This is a genomic window from Gammaproteobacteria bacterium, from assembly GCA_035279405.1.
Lineage (GTDB): Bacteria > Pseudomonadota > Gammaproteobacteria > Natronospirales > REEB76 > REEB76.
In genome coordinates this window covers 1-8,480 of the sequence record DATEHU010000057.1, presented here as the reverse complement: position 1 = coordinate 8,480, position 8,480 = coordinate 1, and the positions used below count along the sequence as shown (strand labels likewise).

Here is an 8,480-nt window from a genome sequence, read left to right as displayed (position 1 = left end):
TCCCCGTAAAGGCTTTCCACCTCCCCGACCCGGTAGACGCGGCCCAAATGCGATTCAGAGCCGCACCAGTGATAGTCGTAAGAGTCCCATTGCCTCTCAAATAGGGGGGAATGGCGACGCCAACTAAACGAGCCGGAGAAGTGGAACCGGCACGGTGAACCGGGGATGATATGCCGAGGGCGGAGGTACTGGCCGACCGCAGCGTACTGCCGCAAGCAATCACGGATCAACGGCCAGTAGTCCAGCTGGGCTTCGTACATGCAGTCGCGCCAGTGCCGCACGGCCGGCGCCCACGTCGCCGATGTGATTCCCTTGGCGTGCCCGTACCAATGGCAGTGGTCATTGCCCCGGTAAGTTGACAGGGTTCGCATGAGCGTCGGGTAAGCCGCCATCTCCCGCAAGGCCGGGTCATTGGCAAAGGACAACACCTCTGCGTCCAGGCCGGCAAGCTCCTCCGCAACGTCCACCACGCTCGCGGTCTGCCCCGAAGTCGCTACGGCGATCAAGCGGCGTCCATTGAAGAGGGAGATGCGCCGTCGCAATTCCGCTAGATTGGGCCGCCACTCTTCGCCTTTCGGATAAATGAAGTAGGCTAAGTGGCGGATCGCGCCGGCACGCTCGAGCTCGTCCAGCGGCGGCCCGGCCGGGTCATGGTCGCGCACGGGACAGTCCAGACACTCCTGCGTTGTGGCATCCGAGCCGGCCAGGTGCGCCTGATGCGAGCGACACTCGAATTGACCGGGGGACGTCGCCGGACCCCGCCAGCGGCAGGGGGGAAGGGGATGTCGGATCATAACGGACTCGCGGGGGAGGCGGGGAGGAAAAGGGCGGGGTCCATCCTCCCCACGAGACCCCGCCCCCGTTGCGGCCCGACCCGCCCACGGTCGCGCCGCAAGGTATCTTCTACCTTGGCGTGAACACCTGTTCAAGGGCAGGGGCCGGGATCAACTTCCCAAAACCACGTCCCCGGAGCGGCCGCGACCACCTGGACGCGCCAGTAGTACCAGCCGGTGAATGTGGTGGGGGCTTGCGTGCAGCCGTAGCCGCCGGATTGACCCATCCCTAAGTCTTGGCAGCTACCACCCGTAAAGAAGGTCCAATGGAGGTTCCCGTCGGTCCTAAATTGGACGCTCCAGTGAATGGTTTGGCCCGCCGTCGCATACAACGAAAACCACCAATACCCTACGGTGAACGGATTGGGGCCGCTCACCTGCCCTTGAATTAACTGGCCCGCCTTGTCGCACGTCGGCCCGCCCATCACGCCCCCACTGCCACTGGACGAGCCGCCGAGGACAACGCCGCCTACCGTCCCCGCTTGCGGGCTGGGCTTGCCGCTGCCGCCCAGCACGATGCCGCCCTTTGTCGTGGCGAGCGTCCCCTCACCCGCAGGCGATCCGGTACCGCCCAGCACGATGCCGCCCGCCGTGCGCGCGATCGGTCCCCCGCCGCCGGCCGGTACCGCCGTGCCGCCGATCACTATGCCGCCATCGGTTTGAGCCGGGGAAGGAAAGCAGCAGTCAGGGAAGCTGACCGGCGGAACTCGGCTAAGGATGTCGCACGGGAGCTCGCCGTCGATAAACCATTGCGGATCGCCTACGAAACATTGACCCGCATAGCCCGGATTGACGCCACGGTCTAGGCCACGCCAGAAACCCGCCGTCGGGTCTTGCGGCCACGGCGTCACTTCGCCCCAGTCGTCATTCTGCTCGAAGTTCAACAGCCAGGGTGACGACTCTGCGCCGTGGGGGGAGGGGAAGAACTGCGCGTCATCGGCACAGAAGTACCATCGGGCAGGCGCCGTATACGCCTGCCCGCATATGAACACCCGCATGGTAAACGAGTAGCACGAGCGGAGCCAGGTCCAAATCATCCCGCACGGGTTGAACAAACTCCTCAATGGCTCCTCTGTAATCTCCCAAGAGGCAGCAGCGAGCGACCCCCCCTTTTACGAGTGACACCCCGGTCCATCTGCCCACTGAGGAATGGCGCAACTTCATACTGAAGAAGGCCAATGGTCCCCACGGACTTGAAATTGGTCGGGCTGACATTTTGCGTGCCGAACAGGTAGTAGACGAATGGGGGTCCGGCCTGCCCGGCCGGAGGCACCTGCACGACGGTATACACACCCGTCAGCCCAGGCGATCTTGGATTCACACGCCGCCAGCCGCCCAGTAGCACCTTCTGGCCGACCGTCCAGGGTTGCTGGGCCGCTAGCTGCACTCCTATCAATGGAGGCACCTGCGTACCGGACTGTAGGCCCAACGCCTGCACCGGAACCGTGGCCTTCCATGATCGGCAGCCCCAACCCCCCGTTACCAGCGTGTTAATGAACGTCAGCACTGCCCCCGTGAACCCCTGCACATTTCCAGCCTCGATGTTGCTGGGGGGCAAGTTATCGCCGCTGATAACGCCATCCGGGCATCCGGCGGCGTATATCAGCTTCTGCCCGACGTTGGTTTGCATTCGGATCATAAGCGCAACATTCGCTATGTTGCTTTTTTGCTCGCCGAACTGCTCGTTGCCGGTCCAGTTGCCGGTCACGGCGAACGTGAACTGGTCCACATCAGTCACTTGCCGATTCGCAGGAAAAGCGCTGATGCGAGCCGCGAACAAGGCGGCGTTATGACCGAGCATGGCCGCGCGGGCAGCCATTAGCTGCGACGCTTGGGTCGGTACGAAGTTTGGGCTGAAGCTTTGCTGGTTTAGGTAGGCTTCACTCCACGCGCTCCGGTACAGCGAAAAGTACATGGTCAACTTGAACGGCATCACGAACCCTCCTTAACTACAGGGAACTCGGCTGATCAGCTCTCCACTTCGGGAGCGCCGTAAATCTGCGTGGTCGGTAACTGCACGCTCGGCTTGACTACCAGCCCGTTGCCCGGCCCGGCAAGGGGAACACCGGGCGACGGCAGCGCGGCCGCCATCAGTAGGTTGCCCCCATAATTGGCATCGGCCAAGAACACCCCCGTGATGGTATTCCTGACCGTCGCGTCGGTCGGTGCAAAGAACAGGTTGGGACCGTAGACCACTTCCACGCCGCTGCTCGACTGTATGACGGGGAACCATGTCACGAGCTGCCGCACGTAGCCGTCATAGTTAGCCTCCGTGATGTTCGCCATTGTGCTTTGCGGCACAATCGGCGTTGTTGGCGGTTGGTACAGGCCCATGTAGATGCCGTCCAGCACGCCCTTGTAGCCGCTGCCGACGGCCTCCACCCAGTCTGTCAGCGCCCGGAACAGGAACAGGTACGTTGCTTGCCACACGAGCAATCCCTCCGTTTAGATGACCGGGCGACACAAAATCGTACCATCCCCACACCCCCATGTACAGTCGTACATAGAGGCTGGGGGCTGGCATTGCTTGTACTGCTCTTCGCTCGCCGTCAGTGGGGATTTGAACGCAGTGGCATTAGGGGGCGCTGCATGGAATGCTGTTGACGTCCGGCCAGCTGGCCAGCCACGGCGTCAGCAGCAGGTTGAAGACCCCGCCCCCGGCCCCGTAGGTGAATTGACCAGCGAACGTCTCAGCCCAGAGGCTGAACGTGTTGGTACCATCCGAAATCCAATAGCCGTAAACCGTGACGGCCCCGGTAAAGACCCATTGCAGGTTGAGGTACTGCGCCTGATAGCCCGACCCGATGCTGCTGAACGTCCAATTCGCGGGGGGCTGAGTGAGTTGGATCGGGGCATAGGTTACGCCTGCCGGAACCTCGATAGCCGCATAGGTCGCCTCGGTGTCCGTGTGCGCCGCAGTGTGCGGCATGGCGAACAGGTGGCAGATCGGATAACCGATATCGATTATCTTCAGAATTTGCCTCCACAACGCAACGGCGCCCTCCAGCGTTACTACGATCATTGTCGGTTCTCCGGGGTAAAGGGCCGGGCCGCGCGCCACGCGGCGCGTCGGTGGGATGGCCGCCCGACTTATCGACGTTGACAGCGGCCCGGCCGTGCTGCTCATTGTACCGGCGGGGCAGGGGGGGCGGCAGGCCAGGCGCAGAGGCTGCCAAACACACAATACCCCCCCCTAATTTTCAACGGCGATTGATTATGTATCCGGAATATCTTCAATGAAGCATAGAGATCGTCGGAGACAAAAACGGTGCATATATCCGGTTGTGGGGGGGGTATTGTGTGTTTGGCAGCCTCTGCGCCTACGTTGGCCATGTCTGCGGACGCGCCCAAACCATGTGCCGATCCGGCGGGCGCCCGTCGTGGCGGGACGTGATTCCCAGCGCGACCTTGGCCCGCCGCAATGTCCGCTCACTGATTCCGACGTCTCGCGCGGTGCGAACGATGTCCTTTGCACGCTTCTCTTCGTCGCCCAGGGCGTCCATCAGGAATGCGCGTGCATCCATGAGAGCGTCCCGCTCCGTCGTGCCGTCCACGGCCCGCCCAAGGTCTTCGGCCGTCGTCAGGCACGGTTGGCCCAGCTGCCAGACGCCGTAGCCCTCTCGGTCCACGATGTCATATGTCCGCGATTCGCACACCGCGCTAGACGCCGCTTTAGCCGCGACGATCACCCGACGGGATTGCTGCTCCGGGTCGCGCCCCAACGCCACGACGTAGCGGGGCACTTGGGACCACGCCGACGCGCCCGCGATCCAGTCCAGCGGCGGACCCATTCGATTTTTGCGATAGTGAGAGGTATAGATGACGGTAATGCCGCGCGACTCCGCGACCGCTTCGAGACTCTCTAGGACCGCGCGGACGGCCCCGTTGTCTAGCCAGCTGACGCCGGGCGCGAGGTAGCTGATAATCGGATCGAGGATGACGAGACTGATGTTGGCATCGGCCCAATCCCGTTCGGCCGTTGCCAGCCGATCCGGCAGGTTAAGGGGCGCCGCACGCTTGCCGTCCGCGCTGAAGTCCCCCAGGCAGACGCGGGACAGGTCGGCCCCCGCCGCACCCAGTCGGCCGATGCACTCCGGGCTGTCGGCGCCTTCGGGCGAGTAGTACACGCAGCGGCCCGGCGCATACGCCGCCGCCGCCGCCCCGAACGTGCTGTGGCAGCTGCCCCGGCTGTGGGCCGCGATGATGGCGGCGTACATCGTGCTTTTGCCGACGCTGGACTCCCCAACTATAGCGGTCATGCGTCCGCGCGGGATCAGGCCAGGTATCAGCCAGTCGGCCGGCGACCGGATCACCTTCGACGCCGGCAACCACGGCGTCCGTGGGGCCGGATCGGTCAGCGCCAGCGCCTCGGCAGTGGTCATGCGGCTGTGGCCATTCGGCGGGGGGGCGGGGATTCCTCCCGAAGCGATCACGTCCTCATCCGTGCGGAGCTTTTTCTTGCGTGCGACTTTTGCCATGAGTATACTCGTTATTTGGGTTTGGCGAACCAAAACGCCCCTTCTCTGTCCTGGTGCGGGGCGTGCGACCCACGCCGCTCAGCAGCGGCGTCAGGCCAATCCGGCTTCTTGCATGAGCAAGCCGGCGCAGTCCCAACACCACTTCGCCAGCGGCCCGTTGACGACGGCGGGTTTGACCCCCTCACCCGTACCACCGTCCATCGCCGGCCCGACGGCAAGGCGTCCGAACAGCTCGGTTGCCACGTTAAGGCGAATGATCCGCTGCGCATGGGCACTGGCCTGTAGAGCGGCGGCACGGGCGATTTGATCCGTCTGCATTGCGTACCTCCTATGGGCGAAAACAGGGCGGACAGTCACTTGACGCCATGCGCGGGGGGCGCCGCCCCCCGCGTCCCCCCCGTCCGTTCCTCTTCTCCGTTCCCGGCCCGGCGGCGGGCCGGCCGGTAAGGGACCGGGACGGCCATAAAACGGCAGAGTTCGATTGCCGCCTGGTGCATCGTCGCGCCTCGACGTTCGGACCATAGCCGGATCACGTCTCCCTGACGCTTGCAGCTGTGGCAGCACCAGCCGGTAGACGAGGCCGCGAAGCTCCGCGACCGCTTGCCCCTGGATCCGTGGATCGGACACGGGCCGCGCCGCACGTCGGCCGCGATCACTAGCGGCTGCCAACCCCATGCGCGCAGCAGGTCGGGCACAGGAATGAGCCGCTTGATTTCAGCGTAATCGACATCGTGCATGGATTGCCTCCAAAATGGGGAACGGAGAAGAGGAACGGACGGGGGGGACGCGGGGGGCGGCGCCCCCCGCGCACCTCACCCGCCTCACGACTATGGCTTGGCCCGCGCGCGGTAGTAGCCGCGCACGCGTCGGAAGACCCACGCCAAGACGGCGGCGCTGTTGGTGGGGGATTCGCCGAGGCGCGGCATCATTGCGTTGCGGTATCCTCGGCGCCGCTCCGCCCTGGTCAGCTGATGGCGGTCGGGGTCCGGCCCTTTCATAAAGCGTCCTTGTGCATCCCTCATTGCCGCGCCACCCCGGCCGACATCCCCTTGAACACCCGGCTCAGCGGCCATGCGCCGATGTGTTGCTGCATCGAACTCAGCCCCTCCGCCATGATCCATCCACGGATCACCTCACGCTCGACGACACCGCCCCAGAAAGGCAGTTGGGCCGTCAGGAAGTGCGCGAAGTCTCTGTGCAGGTAGAGGGCGGCGGCGGAGGTGTGCAGGGTGCGCCCGCCGCGCCAGACGGCGCATTGACCCCATGCCGGCGGGAGGTAGCGATCAAGCACCTCCAGCGCGAGCGCCAGCGTCGGTTCGCCGCCGCGCCAGTCTAGGGTGCCCACGTCGTACCCGTGGATTTCCTCCACCAAATTGACCCGAACGCCAGTGTCCAGCGAGTCCCGCGACGTGCCGGCCCAGGTGAGGACGCGCCGGGCAATCAGCCCGACCCGCAGAACCTCCGGCGCGTCGGCTGTCAGTTTGGCAGGATTATTAAACATAGTGGTCAATACCAGATGGACTTAGGGCGAATCCACTGCTGTTGTGCGCGGCGGGCGCAGCGTCGGCAAGTGAACAGACGTGCCGATGTGCGGCGGGGCCGTTCCCGCCTCTAAGGGGAGCGCGGCACAATCACTTTTAACTCGCGGCAAGTTCGCCGAGGCGCTCGCCTCATAAGCAACTCGTCATCGCCATAACAGCCGGAACAGAAGCAAGGCCAGCACCACAAGCAGCGCGGCCAGGGCGAGCGCGCACGGGACGCAGCACGCCGGACAGCCCAGGTCGTCCAGCAGCTCGCCCCAGTCCAGGGGCGGCGGATAGCTGGGACCGTAGACCCACCGACGCCAGCGGTCCTCATGATCGTATCCGTTGCGCCCTTGATCCATCTCGCTCGTCCCGCGACCGTCCGCAATGCCTCACTGATGCCGCATTGTCAGCTATGGGCGCTCCGGGTGGTTAAGCAGGAGCAAAAGAGCCGTTAAGAGAGTGTGAGAGGGGAGTAAATCCCCTTGCCACTCCACAAAGGCATTTAGCTCTACCTCGACTACCACGTCCGCCCCTAGCTGATGGGAGGCGAGCGGTCCTCGAGCGCCTACCGCTCGCCTCCCCAGGACGTGCGCTAGCTTTTCGACCGTGGTACGGATGCGCATGGTTTGCTCCCTTCAAAGGGTATGGGCGATGGAAGTGATCGGGTTCACTTCCACTGCGGGGGGATCACTTCCGACGACTGCGGGCAGGCCAGGACGCCCGACGGTCAGCACGCCGGCCGTGTGAACGTGCTAAGTGGCGTGTGGCGGTGTACGGCCGCACGCACGGTTAGCGGTACCACCTCGACAGCCGCCGCAATGGAGTCCATCCAATAGCCGTCCGCCTCGGCAGCCTGCGCCCGGTCCTCCGGCCAGGGCTTCCAGGCGGAACGCCGCACGGCCAGCTGGCAGCCGTCAACCCGGCAACGCAACGGGTTAGCCGGCCCCGGCTGCCCCGCGACGGCTAGCATCCCGCGCGAGTAGATGGACCCGTCGGCCCGCAACTCCTGCACGTCTGCTGCACCCACCCATCCTTGCTCAGTCGGCCAGTCGGCTGCTCGATTAAGCACCGTCTCCACCCACCGTAAGTCCAACTTGTCATCGTCGCTCAGGCAGGCCAGCACGTCGCCCCGCACCCGGCCTGACGCCATCGCGCGGTTGATCGCCACACCCTGAATGCAAGTGGAGCTACGCTCTGCAACCGTTTCCCCGGTCGTCAGTATCACGATGCGCGGATCGTCCCGGTATCGGTCGAATGCCCCGGCCGCCGCCAGATCGCCGGCGTCCATAATGACCAGCTGCCACGCGTCAGCCGTCTGGCGCCGTACCGAATCGATAGCCTCATGTACCAAAATCGGTTGCCTCGCGCTGGTCAGTATCACCGTGGCTAGGATCGGTTCCAGCCGACGGGATCGGTTGACTTCACACCAACGCCGGTGCGCCTCCAAAAGACCCGCTTCCCATACCGACGACAGGTACAAATCGAGGCCACGCGGAGGGCGATCCCCGTAAAGGCTTTCCACCTCCCCGACCCGGTAGACGCGGCCCAAATGCGATTCAGAGCCGCACCAGTGATAGTCGTAAGAGTCCCATTGCCTCTCAAATAGGGGGGAATGGCGACGCCAACTAAACGAGCCGGAGAAG

At 64.3% G+C, this 8,480-nt stretch carries 10 protein-coding genes; all 10 read right to left on the bottom strand.

What is annotated here, in order from left to right:
* A partial coding sequence (locus tag VJR90_11360) for a hypothetical protein (protein ID HKV98068.1) occupies positions 1–662 on the bottom strand: 662 nt, incomplete at its 3' end.
* Between the two features lie 263 nt (positions 663–925).
* Positions 926–1,717, bottom strand: coding sequence for a hypothetical protein (locus VJR90_11355; protein HKV98067.1), 792 nt, complete (start codon positions 1,715–1,717; stop codon positions 926–928).
* Positions 1,718–1,893: 176 nt separating this feature from the next.
* Positions 1,894–2,766, bottom strand: coding sequence for a hypothetical protein (locus tag VJR90_11350; GenBank protein ID HKV98066.1), 873 nt, complete (start codon positions 2,764–2,766; stop codon positions 1,894–1,896).
* Between the two features lie 35 nt (positions 2,767–2,801).
* Positions 2,802–3,263, bottom strand: coding sequence for a hypothetical protein (locus VJR90_11345; GenBank protein HKV98065.1), 462 nt, complete (start codon positions 3,261–3,263; stop codon positions 2,802–2,804).
* Between the two features lie 145 nt (positions 3,264–3,408).
* Entirely contained in the window at positions 3,409–3,855 is a 447-nt protein-coding gene (locus tag VJR90_11340) for a hypothetical protein (GenBank protein HKV98064.1), read from the bottom strand.
* A gap of 298 nt (positions 3,856–4,153) precedes the next feature.
* Positions 4,154–5,311, bottom strand: coding sequence for an AAA family ATPase (locus VJR90_11335; GenBank protein ID HKV98063.1), 1,158 nt, complete (start codon positions 5,309–5,311; stop codon positions 4,154–4,156).
* A 90-nt stretch (positions 5,312–5,401) separates the two neighbouring features.
* A complete protein-coding gene (locus VJR90_11330; GenBank protein ID HKV98062.1) occupies positions 5,402–5,629 on the bottom strand; it encodes a hypothetical protein in 228 nt (75 codons plus the stop codon).
* 700 nt (positions 5,630–6,329) lie between these two features.
* Complete coding sequence (locus VJR90_11325) at positions 6,330–6,812, bottom strand: hypothetical protein (protein HKV98061.1); 483 nt, start codon at positions 6,810–6,812, stop codon at positions 6,330–6,332.
* Between the two features lie 183 nt (positions 6,813–6,995).
* The gene (locus tag VJR90_11320) at positions 6,996–7,196 is read right to left on the bottom strand and encodes a hypothetical protein (GenBank protein HKV98060.1); all 201 of its coding nucleotides are present in this window, start codon (positions 7,194–7,196) and stop codon (positions 6,996–6,998) included.
* 368 nt (positions 7,197–7,564) lie between these two features.
* On the bottom strand, positions 7,565–8,480 hold a 916-nt coding region (locus tag VJR90_11315; protein HKV98059.1), incomplete at its 5' end, for a glycosyltransferase family A protein.

What these genes read in the sequence shown, in the direction of transcription:
- VJR90_11350 (HKV98066.1), bottom strand. Translation starts at nt 2,766, where the DNA reads ATGCCGTTCAAGTTGACCATGTACTTTTCGCTGTACCGGAGCGCGTGG.
- VJR90_11340 (HKV98064.1), bottom strand. Translation starts at nt 3,855, where the DNA reads ATGATCGTAGTAACGCTGGAGGGCGCCGTTGCGTTGTGGAGGCAAATT.
- VJR90_11335 (HKV98063.1), bottom strand. Translation starts at nt 5,311, where the DNA reads ATGGCAAAAGTCGCACGCAAGAAAAAGCTCCGCACGGATGAGGACGTG.
- VJR90_11330 (HKV98062.1), bottom strand. Translation starts at nt 5,629, where the DNA reads ATGCAGACGGATCAAATCGCCCGTGCCGCCGCTCTACAGGCCAGTGCC.
- VJR90_11325 (HKV98061.1), bottom strand. Translation starts at nt 6,812, where the DNA reads ATGTTTAATAATCCTGCCAAACTGACAGCCGACGCGCCGGAGGTTCTG.
- VJR90_11320 (HKV98060.1), bottom strand. Translation starts at nt 7,196, where the DNA reads ATGGATCAAGGGCGCAACGGATACGATCATGAGGACCGCTGGCGTCGG.